We start from the raw sequence: 16875 nt of genomic DNA on the forward strand, positions 1-16875 counted from the left end.
TTGATGCGTTTTTGTGCAAAATCCGCTAGCGAATTATACCGCCGTCTGGAAAATCACGCTGTCCGCTTTCTCGGTGTACTGAGAGAGCTGGTCAAAGTTCAGATAACGGTAGGTATCCACGGCGGTTTTATCCACCTGGGCAACATAGGTCTGATACTCTTCCGCCGTTGGCAGCTTGCCAATCAGCGCCGCCACGGCCGCCAGTTCCGCAGACGCCAGATAGACGTTCGCGCCGGTACCTAAACGGTTCGGGAAGTTACGCGTTGACGTTGACACCACGGTCGCACCGTCGGCCACACGCGCCTGGTTACCCATGCACAGTGAACAGCCCGGGATCTCAATACGCGCCCCGCTCTTACCAAAGACGCTGTAATAGCCCTCTTCGGTCAGCTGTGCGGCATCCATACGGGTTGGCGGCGCCACCCACAGACGGGTCGGCAGCTGGCCTTTATGCGCATCCAGCAGCTTACCTGCGGCACGGAAGTGACCAATGTTGGTCATGCAGGAACCGATGAACACTTCGTCGATCTTCTCACCCTGCACGTCAGACAGCAGACGCGCGTCGTCAGGATCGTTCGGCGCACACAGGATTGGCTCTTTGATATCCGCCAGATCGATGTCGATCACTGCCGCATAATCTGCGTCAGCGTCGGCTTCGAGCAGCTGTGGATCCGCCAGCCATTTTTCCATGCCCTGGATACGACGTTCCAGCGTACGACGGTCACCGTAACCTTCTGCGATCATCCACTTCAGCAGGACGATGTTAGATGTCAGGTACTCAACGATCGGCTCTTTGTTCAGCTTAATGGTACAGCCAGCAGCAGAACGCTCAGCGGACGCATCGGTCAGTTCAAATGCCTGCTCGACTTTCAGATCCGGCAGGCCTTCGATTTCCAGGATGCGGCCGGAGAAGATGTTTTTCTTACCTTTCTTCTCAACGGTCAGCAGGCCCTGCTTGATCGCGTACAGCGGGATCGCATGGACCAGATCGCGCAGGGTGATACCCGGCTGCATTTTGCCTTTGAAGCGCACCAGCACTGACTCCGGCATATCCAGCGGCATCACGCCGGTTGCAGCGGCAAACGCTACCAGACCAGAACCCGCCGGGAAGGAAATACCGATCGGGAAACGGGTATGCGAGTCACCACCGGTACCGACGGTATCCGGCAGCAGCATGCGGTTCAGCCACGAGTGAATAACACCATCGCCCGGACGCAGCGAGACGCCGCCACGGTTCATGATGAAGTCAGGCAGTGTGTGGTGCGTGGTCACGTCAACCGGCTTCGGATAGGCGGCGGTATGACAGAACGACTGCATCACCAGGTCTGCGGAGAAGCCCAGGCACGCCAGGTCTTTCAGTTCATCACGGGTCATTGGACCGGTGGTGTCCTGAGAACCTACAGAGGTCATTTTCGGTTCGCAGTAAGCACCCGGACGAATACCGGTAACACCGCAGGCACGCCCGACCATTTTCTGTGCCAGCGAGTAGCCGCGGTTGCTTTCCGCCACGTCTTTCGCCTGACGGAATACGTCGCTGTGCGGCAGACCCAGCGCTTCACGCGCTTTGGTGGTCAGGCCGCGACCGATGATCAGCGGAATACGGCCACCGGCGCGTACCTCGTCAATCAGCACATCGGTTTTCAGCTCAAAGGTCGCCAGCAGTTCATTGGTTTCATGGTTACGCACTTCACCTTTGAGTGGGTAAACGTCAATCACGTCGCCCATGTTCAGGTTGTTTACGTCCACTTCAATCGGCAGCGCGCCTGCATCTTCCATGGTGTTGAAGAAGATTGGCGCAATTTTACCACCGAGGCACAGACCACCGCCGCGCTTGTTCGGCACGTTCGGGATGTCATCGCCCATGAACCACAGTACGGAGTTGGTCGCAGATTTACGTGAAGAACCGGTGCCGACAACGTCGCCAACGTAGGCCAGTGGGTAGCCTTTCTTCTGCAGTTCTTCAATCTGTTTGATCGGACCAACGGCACCCGGTTGATCCGGCTCAATGCCTTCGCGGGCGTTTTTCAACATCGCCAGCGCGTGCAGCGGGATATCCGGACGCGACCATGCATCCGGAGCCGGAGACAGGTCGTCGGTATTGGTTTCGCCGGTCACTTTGAACACGGTAACGGTCATTTTCTCAGCGAGTGCTGGACGGTTCAGGAACCATTCGGCATCGGCCCAGGACTGCATTACCTGCTTCGCGTAGGCGTTGCCCGCTTTGGCTTTTTCTTCTACGTCATAGAAGTTATCGAACATCAGCAGCGTATGGGACAGTGCTTTAGCGGCAATCGGCGCCAGTTTCGCATCGTCCAGCGCGTCAATCAGCGGATGAATGTTGTATCCGCCTTGCATGGTGCCCAGCAGTTCAATGGCTTTCTCTGGTGTCACCAGCGGGGACATAGTGTCGCCTTTCGCGACGGCAGCAAGAAAACCCGCTTTAACATAAGCGGCTTCATCTACGCCAGGAGGAACGCGGTTGATCAACAGGTCTAACAGGAATTCTTCTTCGCCCACAGGCGGAGTCTTCAGCAGCTCGACAAGTGCGGCCATTTGGGTTGCGTCTAACGGTTTTGGCACAATCCCTAAGGCGGCACGCTCAGCTACGTGCTTACGGTATTCTTCTAGCACGACGGTATCTCCTCGCTCTCATTGTCATATGCGGTAGGCGATTCTCTTCACGCTCCTGTGAGACAGCAGTTTGTAGGGTAAATGCCCGGTACCGCATAAGGCACAATAACAGGATTTTCACTAAGTGTTAATCCGTTTACAAAAAAGCAACATAAAAAATTGGCTGAATCGTTAAGAATGGTATAGCAAGGAGGCGAGGCAAATTTGTGTCCCCTCCCACTCTCTTAAAGCGATTGATTTAAAACGGCGGCATCAGAATATTTCTACGCGTTTTCAGGCATCAGATATAATTGTGTAATAAATGTTCACACTCTTTTTCCGGACATACCGGGCGGTTACCCAATAAAAGTCAAAACTGTAAAACACGGGTGAATAATACTCGCGGCAACAGAAACGCCTTACGGCACAGCGCTTGTCTCGTTGGAGTCATTTTATGAAGTTGCCCTTTAAGCCACATCTGCTCGTCCTTCTGTGCAGTGCCGGGCTGTTTGCCGCCTCTGGCGTGATGTTCGTCAAAAGCCGCACAACGGAACCCGTTGCACCGGCCCCTGTCGCACAACAACCTTCAGCACCTGCTCCAGCGCCCGTAGCTGCACCTGCCGTGCAATCCGCACCTGCTGTCGCACCAACATACACTGCCGCACAAATCGATCAGTGGGTTGCGCCAGTCGCGCTGTACCCGGATGCATTGCTGTCGCAAATTTTGATGGCGGCGACCTACCCGGCCAACGTTATCCAGGCCGCGCAGTGGTCTAAAGACAATCCTAAAATGCAGGGTGACGCCGCTATTCAGGCCGTTGCCGGACAGCCCTGGGACCCTAGCGTAAAATCACTGGTCGCGTTTCCTCAGTTGATGTCACTGTTAGGTGAAAATCCGCCGTGGGTACAAAGCCTGGGTGATGCTTTCCTCGCGCAGCCACAGGACGTGATGGACTCCGTTCAACGCCTGCGCGCACTGGCGCAGCAAACCGGGGCATTACAATCAACGCCTCAGCAGACGGTTACCACCGTAACAAAGCCTGCACCGACGAAAACCGACACCAGTCAGTCGACAACCCATACCACGACCACCACCACAACAAGCCCAACGGTTATCAAAATTGAATCCGCCGATCCACAGGTGGTTTACGTTCCGACCTATAACCCAAATACGGTGTACGGCACCTGGCCAAACACCGCCTATCCGCCCACCTATCTGCCGCCATCGCCCGGTGAGCAATTTGGCAGCAGCTTCGTTAACGGTTTAGGCTTCAGTCTGGGGGTAGCGACAACCTATGCCATCTTCAGCAACATCGACTGGGATGACGACGACGACTGGGACCACCACCATAATAATGATGACTGGGATAATCATGGCGGTTATAACCGCAACGGCGATAACAACATCAATATCAACGTTGATAACTTCAATAAAATCAGTGGTCAACGGCTGACTGACGCCAACCGTACCTGGCAGCATAACCCGGCCTATCGTGAGGGCGTGCCCTATGCAAATAACCAGCTCAATAACCGCTTCCACGCCACAAACACGGCAACCGGGCTCAGTGCGACCCAGCAAAACCCGCAAAGAGCGGTCAACCGCGATAGCCAGCGTCAGGCAGCCATGAGTCAGATGGAGAAATCGACGGGTAAAACGCTTTCTCAGACCGCGCGTCCGGGAACGAAAGATGCTCAGCGCCAGGCATCAAATCAACAGTTGAAGCAGATTTCTCAGCGCAACAACTACCGTGGCTATGACACAAAACCACAAACCGCGAAGCGGACAAGCACGCAACAACGAGAGACTCGCCAGACGACCGCGCAGAGACAGGAGAAACGGGTTTCGCAACCTGCACAGCAACGCAACGTGCAACAGCGGAATACTCAACAGCGCGCCAGTCAGCCGCGCGCCAATGCGCTGAGCGGTAACGATAGTCGCTCAGGCAGCTGGCAAGCACAGCAGCAGCGAGGCGCTCAGAGCAGGGAAATATCCCGCAACCAACCATCGCGCCAGGCATCCGGCGGGCGCGCTGAACACCGTGAACTCCGTCATCGTTAAGGGAACCGACATGAAAATGAAATTACTCAGTGGAATGGTGTTGTTCATGGTTTCGGCCACCGCGATGGCACAGCAATCTTTCAGTACACCAGACCAGGCAACCGACGCACTGGCCAGCGCGATAGGTGAACAAAATGAAAGTGCGATGAACAACCTGCTTGGAGAAGACTGGCGCGATTTTCTGCCGTCAGAAGGTGTCGATCCTGATGCCGTTGATCGCTTCCTGCGTGACTGGAAGGTCCATCATAATACCGTCGTCGAGGGCAATACCGCGCACCTTGTTGTCGGGGACAGCGGCTGGCAGTTGCCAATCCCGGTGATCAAAACCACATCCGGCTGGCAATTTGATATGCAGCAGGCCGCCGAAGAGATCCAGACTCGCGAAATTGGCCGCAACGAACTCGCCGCCATCGAGGCATTACACGCCTATGTGGATGCTCAGCAGAGCTATTTTGCGATGAACCAGAAGTATGCGCAGAAGGTTGTCAGCACGGAAGGGAAAAAGGATGGCCTGTACTGGCCCGTTGCACCAGGCGAAGCGCCAAGCCCTCTGGGACCGGCCTTCAGCCCGCAAGAGCCTGGCACGGGTTATCACGGTTATCGTTTCCGCATCCTTCCCGACAAAACCAGCGGCTTTGCGATGGTGGCCTGGCCCGTCAGCTACGGTCATACGGGCGTGATGAGCTTTATGATTAACGGCGATGACACCGTCTACCAGGCAGATCTTGGTGAAGCATCACAAGAAAAAGCGCAGGCGTTGACCACCTACGCCCCGGATAAAAGCTGGCAACCCGTCACGCAGTAAAACGGGGAAAAACCTAAGGCCGGGTCAGCGCGAGTGCTACCCGGCAGGTTATCTGAGATTACAGGTCGTTACAGGCAAAAAAAACGCCTCCGAAGAGGCGTTTCTTACAAAGTCAGAAGATTACTTCTTCTTCGCTTTCGGGTTCGGCAGGTCGGTAATGCTACCTTCAAAGATTTCTGCCGCCAGGCCCACGGACTCGTGCAGAGTCGGGTGTGCGTGGATGGTCAGCGCGATGTCTTCCGCATCACAACCCATTTCGATCGCCAGACCGATTTCGCCCAGCAGCTCGCCGCCGTTGGTACCGACAATCGCACCACCGATAACACGGTGAGATTCTTTGTCGAAAATCAGTTTAGTCATACCGTCTGCGCAGTCAGAAGCGATAGCACGGCCAGAAGCAGCCCACGGGAAGGTGGCGGTTTCGTAGCTGATGCCTTTTTCTTTCGCTTCTTTCTCAGTCAGACCGACCCAGGCAACTTCTGGTTCGGTGTAGGCAATGGACGGAATCACTTTCGGATCGAAGTAGTGTTTCTTACCAGCGATAACTTCAGCGGCAACGTGGCCTTCATGAACACCTTTGTGCGCCAGCATCGGCTGACCGACGATATCGCCGATAGCAAAGATGTGCGGTACGTTGGTACGCAGCTGTTTGTCCACGCGGATAAAGCCACGGTCATCAACTTCAACGCCCGCTTTGCCTGCATCGAGGTTTTTACCGTTCGGTACACGACCAATAGCAACCAGTACGGCGTCGTAACGCTGTGCTTCAGCAGGTGCTTTTTTGCCTTCCATGGAAACGTAAATACCGTCTTCTTTCGCTTCAACGGCAGTCACTTTGGTTTCCAGCATCAGGTTGAATTTCTTGCTGATACGTTTGGTGAAGACTTTTACCACGTCTTTATCGGCAGCAGGGATAACCTGGTCGAACATTTCAACCACGTCAATCTCTGAACCCAGCGCATGGTAAACGGTCCCCATTTCCAGACCGATGATACCGCCACCCATAACCAGCAGGCGTTTTGGTACGGTTTTCAGTTCCAGTGCGTCGGTGGAATCCCACACACGCGGGTCTTCGTGCGGAATAAATGGCAGTTCAATCGGACGGGAACCCGCCGCGATGATAGCGTTGTCGAAGTTGATCACGGTTTTACCGTTTTCGCCTTCAACTTCCAGGGTGTTAGCCCCAGTAAATTTACCCAGACCGTTTACCACTTTCACTTTACGGCCTTTAGCCATACCAGCCAGACCGCCGGTCAGTTGAGTGATAACTTTTTCTTTCCAGGTACGAATCTTGTCGATATCGGTTTTCGGCTCACCGAAGACGATACCGTGATCGGCCAGTGCTTTCGCTTCTTCGATAACTTTTGCTACGTGCAGCAGCGCTTTAGAAGGGATACAGCCGACGTTCAGACAAACACCACCAAGGGTGCTGTAACGTTCTACGATGACGGTCTCCAGACCTAAATCTGCGCAACGGAAGGCAGCAGAGTAACCTGCCGGGCCTGCCCCAAGTACCACGACTTGAGTTTTGATTTCAGTGCTCATCATGACCTCTTAATTTATACCCGTCGTCCACCGGGTCGTTCTATCCGCCGGTATTTTACAAAATTGTTAACAATTTTGAAACAACAAACGGCAACCGATTTGTCTTTCGCACAATAACCTCACTGACTTCATGAGATTACCAGAAAAAAGCCGGCCGTCGGGCCGGCTTTTTTGCTTACATCACCAGACGGCGAATGTCAGACAGCGTGTTGTTGATGATGGTAATGAAACGAGCACCATCAGCACCGTCAATCACGCGGTGGTCAAAGGAGAGAGAAATCGGCATCATCAGACGCGGAGTAAACTCTTTACCATTCCACACCGGTTCAATAGCCGACTTGGACACGCCAAGGATAGCCACTTCAGGCGCGTTCACAATCGGTGCGAAGTGGGTAGTCCCCAGGCCGCCGATGCTGGAGATAGTGAAGCAACCACCCTGCATTTCGCCAGCCGTCAGCTTACCATCACGCGCTTTCTTAGAGATCACCGTCAGTTCACGAGACAGCTCGGTAATGCTCTTCTTGTTCACATCTTTAAAGACCGGAACAACCAGACCATTTGGCGTATCGACCGCAACACCGATGTTGATGTATTTCTTCAGCGTCAGCTTCTGACCATCTGCGGACAGGGAGCTGTTGAAGCGTGGCATCTGCTCAAGAGCCGCTGCGACCGCTTTCATGATGAAGACTACTGGGGTGAATTTCACATCCAGTTTACGCTTCTCAGCTTCGGCGTTCTGCTGTTTACGGAACGCTTCCAGATCGGTGATATCGGTTTTATCGAAGTGGGTAACGTGCGGGATCATCACCCAGTTACGGCTCAGGTTAGCGCCAGAGATTTTCTGGATGCGACCCAGTTCCACTTCTTCGATTTCACCAAACTTGCTGAAGTCCACTTTCGGCCAAGGCAGCATGCCCGGGATACCGCCGCCAGCCGCAGCTGCCGGTGCAGATTCAGCGCGTTTAACCGCGTCTTTCACGTAAGCCTGAACGTCTTCGCGCAGGATACGACCTTTACGGCCAGACCCTTTCACTTTCGCCAGATTCACACCGAATTCGCGCGCAAGGCGACGAATCAGCGGCGTTGCATGGACGTAAGCGTCGTTTTCTGCGAAGTCAGATTTGCCTTCAGCTTTTGCGGCCTGAGCCGGAGCTGCGGCAGGTGCAGGTGCTGTGGCCTGAGCCGGAGCAGCCGCTTGCGCAGGGGCAGCAGCCGGTGCCGCGCCTTCAACTTCGAAGACCATAATCAGAGAACCGGTTTTCACTTTATCGCCGGTGCTGATTTTGATTTCTTTCACGGTGCCTGCGAACGGTGCCGGGACTTCCATAGAGGCTTTGTCGCCTTCTACGGTGATCAGAGACTGCTCAGCCGCAACGGTGTCGCCGACTTTGACCATAATCTCGGTGACTTCAACTTCGTCGCCGCCGATGTCCGGTACGTGTACGTCTTTCGCTGCTGCCGCAGCAGGTGCAGCTGCCGGAGCGGCTGCTTGCTTCTCTTCTGCCGGAGCAGGTGCAGCAGCTGCTGCACCGTCGGCGGAATCGAAAATCATGATCAGTTTGCCGGTCTCAGTTTTGTCGCCAACAGAGACTTTGATCTCTTTAACGATACCCGCCTGAGGGGACGGAACTTCCATAGAGGCTTTATCGCCTTCTACGGTGATCAGCGACTGTTCAGCTTCAACTTTGTCGCCTACTTTGACCAGGATCTCGGTGATTTCAACTTCATCAGCCCCGATGTCCGGTACATTGATTTCGATAGCCATGTTTCTTTTACCTCTTACGCCAGACGCGGGTTAACTTTATCTGCATCGATATTGAATTTGGTGATAGCGTCAGCAACCACTTTCTTATCGATTTCGCCACGTTTAGCCAGTTCGCCCAGTGCCGCTACAACCACATAGGAAGCATCAACTTCGAAGTGGTGACGCAGGTTTTCACGGCTGTCAGAGCGACCGAAGCCGTCAGTACCCAGTACGCGATAATCATCAGCCGGTACATAAGTACGAACCTGTTCGGCAAACAGTTTCATATAGTCAGTAGATGCTACAGCCGGTGCGTCGTTCATCACCTGAGCGATGTACGGAACGCGCGGAGTTTCCAGCGGATGCAGCATGTTCCAGCGCTCACAATCCTGGCCATCACGCGCCAGTTCAGTGAAGGACGTGACGCTATACACGTCAGAACCTACGCCGTAGTCGTTCGCCAGGATCTGCGCTGCTTCACGGACGTGACGCAGGATAGAACCAGAGCCCAACAGCTGAACTTTACCTTTCTTACCTTCGAGGGTTTCGAGTTTGTAGATACCTTTACGGATACCTTCCTCAGCACCTTCCGGCATTGCCGGCATGTGGTAGTTTTCGTTCAGCGTGGTGATGTAGTAGTAAACGTTCTCTTGTTTCTCACCGTACATACGCTCCAGACCATCGTGCATGATGACCGCAACTTCGTACGCGTAAGACGGATCGTAAGAGATACAGTTCGGAATAGTCAGAGACTGAATATGGCTGTGACCATCTTCGTGCTGCAGACCCTCACCGTTCAGCGTCGTACGACCAGAAGTCCCGCCGATCAGGAAGCCGCGCGCCTGCTGGTCACCTGCCTGCCAGCACAGGTCACCGATACGCTGGAACCCGAACATGGAGTAGTAGATGTAGAACGGGATCATCGGCAGATCGTTGGTGCTGTAAGAGGTCGCAGCCGCCAGCCAGGATGCACCAGCACCCAGTTCGTTGATACCTTCCTGCAGGATCTGACCTTTTTCGTCTTCTTTGTAGTAAGCAACCTGCTCACGGTCCTGCGGGGTGTACTGCTGGCCGTTCGGGCTGTAGATACCAATCTGACGGAACAGACCTTCCATACCGAAAGTACGTGCTTCATCGGCGATAATCGGCACCAGACGATCTTTGATCGACTTGTTCTTCAGCATCACGTTCAGGGCACGAACGAAAGCGATAGTGGTGGAGATTTCTTTGTTCTGCTCTTCCAGCAGCGCACCGAAGTCTTCCAGCGCCGGCAGCTCCAGCTTCTCAGTGAAGTTAGGCTGACGAGCCGGCAGGTAGCCGTGCAGTTTCTGACGCTGAGCGTGCAGATAGGTATGCTCTTCAGAACCTTCCGGGAAGGTAATGTAAGACAGGTTTTCAACCTGCTCATCGGTAACTGGAACGTTGAAACGGTCGCGGATGTAACGCACGCCGTCCATGTTCATTTTCTTAACCTGGTGAGCGATGTTTTTACCTTCGGCGGTGTCACCCATGCCGTAACCTTTGATGGTATGGGCGAGGATTACAGTTGCTTTGCCTTTGGTTTCCTGCGCTTTTTTCAGTGCAGCGTAAACTTTCTTCGGATCGTGACCGCCACGGTTCAGCGCCCAAATCTGCTCGTCAGTCCAGTCAGCAACCAGTGCTGCGGTTTCCGGGTATTTACCGAAGAAGTGCTCACGAACATACGCGCCGTCTTTGGATTTGAAGGTCTGGTAGTCGCCGTCAACGGTTTCGTTCATCAGCTGGATCAGTTTACCGCTGGTGTCTTTACGCAGCAGCTCATCCCAACGACCGCCCCACATGACTTTGATAACGTTCCAGCCAGCACCTGCGAAGATGCCTTCCAGTTCGTTAACAATCTTGCCGTTACCGGTGACCGGGCCGTCAAGACGCTGCAGGTTACAGTTGATAACAAAGACCAGGTTGTCCAGTTTTTCACGGGTCGCGATGGTGATAGCGCCTTTAGATTCTGGCTCATCCATCTCGCCATCGCCCAGGAAGGCATAAACGGTCTGCTTAGAGGTATCTTTCAGGCCACGGTGTTCCAGATACTTCAGGAATTTAGCCTGGTAGATAGCACCGATTGGACCCAGACCCATGGATACGGTCGGGAACTGCCAGAATTCCGGCATCAGTTTCGGGTGCGGATAGGAAGACAGGCCTTTGCCATGAACTTCCTGACGGAAGTTGTTCATCTGCTCTTCAGTCAGACGACCTTCCAGGAATGCACGTGCATAGATGCCCGGAGAGATGTGGCCCTGGAAGTAAATCAGGTCGCCGCCATCCTGCTCGTTGCGTGCACGGAAGAAATGGTTGAAGCACACATCATATACCGTTGCGGAGGACTGGAAGGATGCCATGTGGCCACCCAGCTCGAGGTCCTTTTTAGACGCACGCAGTACGGTCATGATGGCGTTCCAGCGGATAGCAGAACGAATACGACGTTCCAGCTCCAGATTGCCCGGGTATTCCGGCTCATCTTCAACGGCAATAGTGTTTACATAATTGCTGGCCCCTGTACCTGCCGCTACTTTCACGCCGCCTTTGCGGGCTTCTGAAAGCAGTTGGTCGATCAGATACTGAGCACGCTCAACACCTTCTTCACGGATGACCGATTCGATCGCCTGTAGCCAGTCGCGAGTTTCGATCGGATCCACGTCATTTGGGAAACGTTCTGACATGGGGGTATTCCTTATCTATCTAATACGTTGAGTTATCTGGAACCTGTCCCATTACGTTCTCGCCAGAGAGCGTAATAAGACAGGTTCTGCGTTTAGTTGCCGCGCACTTTAAATGGCGCTTGATTTACAACATCTTCTGGTTAACTTGCTGCCAGAAAAATCACTAATTCTTTCGTTGCTCCAGGCGGCGTAAGGCGCGTTCACGACGGCTTTCCTCACGGCTTCTGTCCAGGAGAATTTCTTCGATAAACGCCAGGTGACGGTGGGACGCTTCGCGTGCCTCTTCCGGCTTCCCGGCGATAATCGCTTCAAAAATACGCGTACGGTGACTGCTTACCAACGGCAGCATATCCCGACGCGAATACAGCAATTCAAAGTTTTGACGAACGTTCTGGGCCAGCATCGGCTCCATACAACGGAGCAAATGGAGCAGTACCACATTGTGCGCCGCTTCGGTGACAGCAATTTGATACTGGAGAACGGCATCAGATTCGCCGTCAAGATCGCCGGACTGTTGAGCAAGCTCGATCGCATGGTGGAGTTCACGGATACGCGTTTTATCTTCATCCGTGCTGCGTAGTGCGGCGTAATAAGCAGCAATACCTTCCAGCGCATGGCGCGTCTCAAGCAGGTCAAACTGGGATTCAGGATGGTCGGAGAGCAACTCTACCAGTGGGTCGCTAAAGCTCTGCCACAGGCTGCTCTGAACAAAAGTGCCACCGCCCTGACGACGAAGCAGCAAACCCTTCGCTTCGAGACGTTGGATCGCCTCGCGCAAGGAGGGACGGGAGACGTCGAACTGTTTTGCCAGTTCACGTTCCGGTGGGAGTTTTTCTCCGGGGCGAAGTGTCCCCTCAAGAATTAAAAACTCCAGCTGCTGCTCAATCACATCGGAGAGTTTTGGTTGGCGGATTTTGCTGTAGGCCATGATTTCCTGTCTTAAGCCATTTGCCCGGAGTCAATTGGTCTTACCAATTTCATGTTCTTGACGCTAAAGTAACAAAGTATTCACCTTCTGTCCATACAGGTTTTGATTGAAATCAGTAAAGGAGGCATATTTTAACAACATTACAGAAATAACGTTTCAAACATGTAACTATGCACAAATGTTAAATTTACCCACCACGAGGTAGTTTTAACGTAATTGAAACGAAAAATTATCCCATCTGAACCGATTCACCTGCTTAAATATCGATTTAAAAAGCAAAATTAACGAATAAAAATTCAAAATGGAAATTTTGTGGTAGATAAACTCGCGCTTACAAATGGTTTCTTTTTATTCAACTCGTCATCCTCCCTTCATAAAGCAGGTGCATTCGCGCTCGCATAACATTATTCTGATCAAGACAAAAGTATTTAGGCAACATTTTACTAAGCATCACCGTAAACAAATTAATACAACAAACGGAATTGCAAACTTACACACGCGTCACTGCGTGGTTCAAAATATAAGTACTCGAAAGATGAAGAGTAAAACCACACACGAGGTTTCATGATGGAAAGTCAACAGCATGGCGATCAGCTAAAGCGCGGTCTTAAAAACCGCCATATACAGCTTATCGCGCTGGGTGGCGCGATAGGCACCGGGTTATTCCTCGGTAGCGCGTCCGTTATCCAGTCTGCAGGGCCAGGGATTATCCTGGGTTACGCTATCGCCGGTTTTATCGCCTTTTTAATTATGCGCCAGCTAGGTGAAATGGTGGTTGAAGAGCCGGTAGCCGGTTCCTTCAGCCACTTTGCCTATAAGTACTGGGGCGGTTTCGCTGGATTCTCCTCCGGCTGGAACTACTGGGTGCTGTACGTTCTGGTTGCCATGGCTGAGCTGACTGCCGTCGGAAAATACATCCAGTTCTGGTACCCGGAGATCCCTACCTGGGCCTCTGCCGCCGTCTTTTTCGTGGCCATCAACGCTATCAACCTGACCAACGTAAAAGTATTCGGTGAGATGGAGTTCTGGTTTGCCATTATTAAGGTTATTGCGGTCGTGGCGATGATCCTGTTCGGTGGCTGGCTGCTATTTAGCGGCAACGGTGGCCCGCAGGCCAGCGTCAGCAACCTGTGGGATCAAGGTGGCTTCCTGCCACATGGCTTCACCGGTCTGGTGATGATGATGGCCATTATCATGTTCTCCTTCGGCGGGCTGGAGCTGGTCGGAATCACTGCGGCAGAAGCGGATAACCCGGAGCAAAGCATTCCGAAAGCGACCAACCAGGTTATTTACCGTATCCTGATTTTCTATGTAGGTTCACTGGCCGTCCTGCTCTCCCTGATGCCGTGGACGCGCGTAACGGCAGATACCAGCCCATTTGTCCTTATCTTCCACGAACTGGGCGACACGTTTGTGGCTAACGCACTGAACGTCGTGGTGCTGACCGCCGCCCTGTCTGTCTATAACAGCTGTGTGTATTGCAACAGTCGTATGCTGTTCGGTCTGGCTCAACAGGGCAACGCGCCAAAAGCGCTGATGAACGTGGATAAACGTGGCGTTCCGGTGAATACCATCCTCGTCTCCGCGCTGGTCACCGCCCTGTGCGTCCTGATCAACTACCTGGCACCGGAATCTGCCTTTGGCTTACTGATGGCACTGGTGGTCTCTGCGCTGGTGATCAACTGGGCGATGATCAGCCTTGCACACATCAAGTTCCGCAAAGCGAAACAACAGCAGGGCGTCGCCAGTCGCTTTCCGGCGCTGTTCTATCCGCTGGGTAACTGGGTTTGCCTGATTTTCATGGCGGCAGTGCTGGTGATTATGCTGATGACGCCGGGCATGGCAATCTCCGTTTACCTGATCCCGGTGTGGATTGCTATTCTTGGCGTCGGTTATCTGTGTAAGCAGAAAACAGCCAGAGCGGTTAAAGCACATTAATTTTCACCCCCTGCCTGCAAAGGCAGGGGGTGTTACCTGCCTCACACTTTCCCACAGACGACTATTTCATCCATATCAGCGGCGCTATCCTGCAACGCAAAAACACGTTCACCAGACAATAATTCTCTCCATATCTTATTTATGGAGCGCAGTTGATGGAAACCAGTAAACTGTCGGTGAAAGAAAAAATCGGCTATGGTATGGGCGATGCCGGATGCAACATCATATTTGGCGCTATCATGCTGTTTGTTAACTATTTTTATACTGACATATTTGGCCTCGCCCCTGCATTGGTCGGCGTTTTATTACTCTCAGTTCGCGTTATTGATGCCGTAACTGACCCTATAATGGGCGCAATGGCCGATCGCACACGCAGTAAATATGGTCGGTTTCGTCCATGGCTTTTATGGATGGCTTTCCCCTACGCATTATTCAGCGTACTGATGTTTACCACCCCAGAGTGGACGTACAACAGCAAAGTTATCTATGCGTTTGTCACTTACTTCCTGCTGTCTATCACCTACACGGCGATCAATATTCCCTACTGCTCACTCGGCAGCGTCATCACCAACGACCCGAAAGAGCGTGTCGCCTGCCAATCTTATCGCTTTGTGCTGGTGGGCATTGCCACTCTGCTACTTTCTCTCACTTTGCTGCCGATGGCTGACTGGTTCGGTGGAGAAGACAAAGCGAAGGGCTATCAGATGGCGATGGCCGTGCTGGCCTTTATTGGCATGTGCATGTTCCTGTTTTGCTTTGCGACAGTACGCGAGCGCGTGCGTCCTGCCGTCCAGACCAACGACGATTTAAAAGCCGATCTGAAAGATGTCTGGAAGAACGATCAGTGGGTAAAAATCCTGTTGTTAACCCTGTGCAACGTCTGCCCGGGCTTTATTCGCATGGCTGCCACCATGTACTACGTCACCTGGGTTATGCAACAAAGCACGCACTTTGCCACCTTGTTTATTAGCCTCGGCGTTGTCGGCATGATGATCGGCAGTATCCTGGCGAAGGTGTTAACCGACCGCTGGTGCAAACTGAAAGTGTTCTTCTGGACCAATATCGTACTGGCGATTTTCTCTGGCGCGTTTTACTTCTTCGATCCAAAAGCTACCGTGATGATTATGGTGCTCTACTTCCTGCTCAACATCCTGCATCAGATCCCTTCTCCGCTGCACTGGTCGTTGATGGCCGATGTCGATGACTACGGCGAGTGGAAGACCGGAAAACGCATCACCGGTATCAGCTTCTCCGGCAACCTGTTCTTCCTGAAACTGGGTCTGGCGATTGCCGGGGCAATGGTCGGATTCCTGCTCTCCTGGTACGGTTACGACGCAGGTGCTAAAGCACAAAGCGAGTCCGCCATTAACGGTATCATGCTGCTGTTCACCCTTATTCCGGGCGTGGGCTATCTGATTACTGCTGGCGTAGTTCGTCTGCTGAAAGTTGACCGCGAGTTTATGCAGCAAATCCAGTCAGACCTGGAAAAGCGTCGCGCCAACTACCGTGAATTGAATGAGTATCACGACATTAAATCTCCTGAAAATGCAAGGAAAGCCTGATGAATCAGTGGCCTAACCCCTTTATCGAACAGCGTGCCGATCCGTTTATTCTCCGTGACGGCAGCCACTATTATTTCATTGCTTCTGTACCGGAATACGATCGTCTGGAGATCCGGCGGGCTGACTCCCTGGAAGGACTACGCACCGCCGCTGCGGTAGTTGTCTGGCGCAAACCAGACAGCGGCCCGATGAGCGAACTGATCTGGGCACCGGAGATCCATCATATTGCTGGCAAGTGGTACATCTATTTTGCCGCTACGCACACTCAGGCACTCGACAAGCTGGGAATGTTCCAGCACCGCATGTTCGCCCTCGAGTGTGCAGATGCCGACCCGCTAACCGGCACCTGGACAGAGAAAGGCCAGATTAAAACGCAGTTTGATACCTTCGCCCTGGACGCCACCACTTTTAACCACCAGGGAAAGCAGTGGTATCTGTGGGCGCAAAAATCCCCCGATATTGCCGGGAATTCCAATATTTATCTCGCGGAGCTGGAAAATCCGTGGACGATTAAAGGCGAGCCGGTAATGCTCAGTCATCCAGAGTACGACTGGGAGTGCCGTGGCTTTTGGGTCAACGAAGGCCCTGCCGTGATGGTGCACGGCGACAAACTGTTCATCAGCTATTCCGCCAGCGCCACCGACGAAAACTACTGCATGGGGTTACTGTGGATTGATCTCAGTGCCGATCCACTGAACCCGGATAACTGGCACAAATCTCCGCGTCCTGTCTTTACCACCAGCTACGAGAATCGTCAGTTCGGACCGGGACATAATAGCTTTACGCAAACGCCGGAAGGGGAAGATGTGCTGGTGTACCATGCGAGGAACTACACCGAGATTGAGGGCGACCCGCTATACGATCCCAACCGCCATACACGTTTGAAACTCGTACGCTGGGACGAAAACGGCATGCCGGATTTTGGCATCCCGCCTGCTGATACATTCTAAAACCATTGCCCGGTGGCGCTGCGCTTACCGGGCCT

The 16875-nt window shown here is 53.1% G+C and carries 10 protein-coding genes; 5 read left to right on the top strand and 5 right to left on the bottom strand.

Annotated elements, in window-relative coordinates:
* Positions 1-33: 33 nt before the first annotated feature.
* The gene (gene acnB, locus FDW95_RS19125; protein WP_096758277.1) at positions 34-2631 is read right to left on the bottom strand and encodes a bifunctional aconitate hydratase 2/2-methylisocitrate dehydratase; all 2598 of its coding nucleotides are present in this window, start codon (positions 2629-2631) and stop codon (positions 34-36) included.
* 433 nt (positions 2632-3064) lie between these two features.
* Here acnB and FDW95_RS19130 point away from each other — a divergent pair, with 433 nt between their 5' ends.
* Together FDW95_RS19130 and FDW95_RS19135 are read left to right on the top strand one after the other, a co-directional pair.
* Positions 3065-4669 carry a DUF3300 domain-containing protein gene (locus tag FDW95_RS19130; protein ID WP_115259439.1) on the top strand — a complete coding sequence of 535 codons (1605 nt, stop codon included), beginning with the start codon at positions 3065-3067 and terminating at the stop codon, positions 4667-4669.
* A gap of 10 nt (positions 4670-4679) precedes the next feature.
* Positions 4680-5474 (top strand): DUF2950 family protein, encoded by a 795-nt coding sequence (locus FDW95_RS19135; RefSeq protein ID WP_115259440.1) that lies wholly within the window; start codon positions 4680-4682, stop codon positions 5472-5474.
* A gap of 120 nt (positions 5475-5594) precedes the next feature.
* Here FDW95_RS19135 and lpdA read toward each other — a convergent pair whose 3' ends face one another.
* The 4 genes from lpdA to pdhR all read right to left on the bottom strand — a co-directional run bounded on the left by lpdA (position 5595) and on the right by pdhR (position 12390).
* A complete protein-coding gene (lpdA, locus tag FDW95_RS19140) occupies positions 5595-7019 on the bottom strand; it encodes a dihydrolipoyl dehydrogenase (RefSeq protein WP_096758280.1) in 1425 nt (474 codons plus the stop codon).
* A 175-nt stretch (positions 7020-7194) separates the two neighbouring features.
* Entirely contained in the window at positions 7195-8784 is a 1590-nt protein-coding gene (gene aceF, locus FDW95_RS19145; RefSeq protein ID WP_137363585.1) for a pyruvate dehydrogenase complex dihydrolipoyllysine-residue acetyltransferase, read from the bottom strand.
* A 14-nt stretch (positions 8785-8798) separates the two neighbouring features.
* On the bottom strand, positions 8799-11462 hold the full coding sequence (gene aceE, locus FDW95_RS19150) for a pyruvate dehydrogenase (acetyl-transferring), homodimeric type (RefSeq protein ID WP_096758282.1): 2664 nt from the start codon (positions 11460-11462) through the stop codon (positions 8799-8801).
* A gap of 163 nt (positions 11463-11625) precedes the next feature.
* On the bottom strand, positions 11626-12390 hold the full coding sequence (pdhR, locus tag FDW95_RS19155) for a pyruvate dehydrogenase complex transcriptional repressor PdhR (protein ID WP_096758283.1): 765 nt from the start codon (positions 12388-12390) through the stop codon (positions 11626-11628).
* A gap of 564 nt (positions 12391-12954) precedes the next feature.
* Here pdhR and aroP point away from each other — a divergent pair.
* The 3 genes from aroP (at position 12955) to FDW95_RS19175 (ending at position 16840) form a co-directional block, all read left to right on the top strand.
* Positions 12955-14328, top strand: a complete 1374-nt coding sequence (gene aroP, locus FDW95_RS19165; RefSeq protein WP_115259442.1) for an aromatic amino acid transporter AroP — start codon at positions 12955-12957, stop codon at positions 14326-14328.
* A gap of 155 nt (positions 14329-14483) precedes the next feature.
* The gene (locus FDW95_RS19170; RefSeq protein ID WP_115259443.1) at positions 14484-15890 is read left to right on the top strand and encodes an MFS transporter; all 1407 of its coding nucleotides are present in this window, start codon (positions 14484-14486) and stop codon (positions 15888-15890) included.
* Positions 15890-16840: a family 43 glycosylhydrolase gene (locus FDW95_RS19175; protein ID WP_115259444.1), complete on the top strand. Its 951-nt coding sequence runs from the start codon at positions 15890-15892 to the stop codon at positions 16838-16840. Before FDW95_RS19170 ends, FDW95_RS19175 begins: the two co-directional genes overlap by 1 nt.
* Positions 16841-16875: the final 35 nt, after the last annotated feature.

The sequence above is a fragment of the Citrobacter sp. wls718 genome (genome assembly GCF_005280945.1).
GTDB lineage: Bacteria > Pseudomonadota > Gammaproteobacteria > Enterobacterales > Enterobacteriaceae > Citrobacter > Citrobacter gillenii.

Bases quoted from the DNA above. Each gene is read 5' to 3' on its own strand.
- FDW95_RS19130 (WP_115259439.1), top strand. From the start codon at position 3,065: ATGAAGTTGCCCTTTAAGCCACATCTGCTCGTCCTTCTGTGCAGTGCC.
- FDW95_RS19135 (WP_115259440.1), top strand. From the start codon at position 4,680: ATGAAAATGAAATTACTCAGTGGAATGGTGTTGTTCATGGTTTCGGCC.
- lpdA (WP_096758280.1), bottom strand. From the start codon at position 7,019: ATGAGCACTGAAATCAAAACTCAAGTCGTGGTACTTGGGGCAGGCCCG.
- aceF (WP_137363585.1), bottom strand. From the start codon at position 8,784: ATGGCTATCGAAATCAATGTACCGGACATCGGGGCTGATGAAGTTGAA.
- aceE (WP_096758282.1), bottom strand. From the start codon at position 11,462: ATGTCAGAACGTTTCCCAAATGACGTGGATCCGATCGAAACTCGCGAC.
- pdhR (WP_096758283.1), bottom strand. From the start codon at position 12,390: ATGGCCTACAGCAAAATCCGCCAACCAAAACTCTCCGATGTGATTGAG.
- aroP (WP_115259442.1), top strand. From the start codon at position 12,955: ATGATGGAAAGTCAACAGCATGGCGATCAGCTAAAGCGCGGTCTTAAA.
- FDW95_RS19170 (WP_115259443.1), top strand. From the start codon at position 14,484: ATGGAAACCAGTAAACTGTCGGTGAAAGAAAAAATCGGCTATGGTATG.
- FDW95_RS19175 (WP_115259444.1), top strand. From the start codon at position 15,890: ATGAATCAGTGGCCTAACCCCTTTATCGAACAGCGTGCCGATCCGTTT.